This is a genomic window from Shewanella sp. MBTL60-112-B2 (assembly GCF_019655055.1).
GTDB lineage: Bacteria > Pseudomonadota > Gammaproteobacteria > Enterobacterales > Shewanellaceae > Shewanella.
Genome location: NZ_BPFA01000066.1, coordinates 1 through 1,606, shown reverse-complemented (window position 1 = coordinate 1,606; position 1,606 = coordinate 1). Strand labels below are relative to the sequence as shown.

Here is a 1,606-nt window from a genome sequence, read left to right as displayed (position 1 = left end):
CCGAAGGTCCCCTCCTTTCCCCCGTAGGGCGTATGCGGTATTAGCAGTCGTTTCCAACTGTTATCCCCCTCGACTGGGCAGATACCTAGGCATTACTCACCCGTCCGCCGCTCGTCACCTCAGGAGCAAGCTCCCTTGTGTTACCGCTCGACTTGCATGTGTTAGGCCTGCCGCCAGCGTTCAATCTGAGCCATGATCAAACTCTTCAATTAAAGTTTTGTTTGCTTCATCCACCTTACAAGTAAGGCTGAATCAGCGGCTCAACGAATTCTGTATTACATATTGCTATGAACACTCATTCATTAAGTAATTTTTTGATTGTCTCGTGAGAGGCAATTTCGAATAACTTAATCTCTGTGAGTGTCCACACAGATTTGCTTGTCATATTGTTAAAGAGCGGTGCTAATCCTATTGAGAACGAGTCTCTCAGTTAGCAGCCTAAGACGCTAGGTCGTTGGCTTGAGGAGGCGTATTCTACACTCTCCAGTGTCGGCGTCAAGCGCTTATTTTAAGAAGTTTTTCAAGCGATGATTCTTTATACAAGTCACATCTAATTGAGCTTCTAAAGCGATTGTCACCTGATGTTAATTTCCGTAGAAGTTAATCTCTTACCTCTTTGTTAAGAGAGGTACTGATTGCGCTGCAAGTCCCGTGCTACCTAAGCTTTCGTTTAGCTAGTTGGCCTGCTGTGCCGTGTCAGTGGATGCGCATTATAGGGATGTGAGATTAAAGCGCAAGGGCTGTTTTCAATAAAATTAGCGTTTTCGAATCAAACGAATAGTTATCAAGCTATATGTGCATAAAACGGACTAAACAAGCCAGGTTTAATAGAAACTAATACCTTGCACCCAACACCACAAAAGCTGTTAGCAAGCAGATTCGACAAACTGTTCGGCTAACAAAGCCAAAGCCCGGTCCTTTTAAACCCATTAACTAAGCACTGCACAACCAAAAATATTCTTTTATCTTGCGCCACTTAGCTCAAAAGGTCGCTAGACTTAATAGATAGAGCGTTTCATAAAAAATGTTCTGCACTTATATAGCGAATCAAGCTTAATTCCTCAGCCACACAGTCCTCACTAGGCCAAGGCATGTCTTATCAATCTTGCTCTAATTACTGGACCTCAGCAATTCATTATATTTGTTAATAAAAATAGATATAAATCTAAGAGGAGCTAAAAATACTAGAAGATGTGCAATGAAAAAATTAAAGGGTTCAATACATAGTTGTTATATGACCTATAAAGTCAGCTATGGAGTAGGACTGGAGCGCCTGATATTCAGAAGATAAGTGCTTTTTATTGGAGGTTTTACTGCTCGTATAAGCAATGAGCATGAAAATAAACCACTCTGTTCGCCTAGCAAACGACTAGAGTGCAAATACACGCCGATAAATACGCCATATTTTGCCTTGTTTGATGCCTAAAAGCCCGAATTAGCAAAAAGCGTGCTGAGGCAGCAGGGTCATTTTCTAAATTGCAGACGTAAAAAAGCCCGCTACATGGTAGCGGGCTTTCTCGTATTTGGCGCCTGGAAATGACCTACTCTCACATGGGGAGACCCCACACTACCATCGGCGATACTGCGTTTCACTTCTGAGTTCGGA

Annotated in this window: 1 rRNA gene; it reads right to left on the bottom strand. The window is 42.5% G+C overall.

From position 1 onward, the window contains the following. Positions 1 to 212 (bottom strand): 16S ribosomal RNA (locus K5Q73_RS21210); the annotation flags it as partial. Positions 213 to 1,606 lie beyond the last annotated feature (1,394 nt).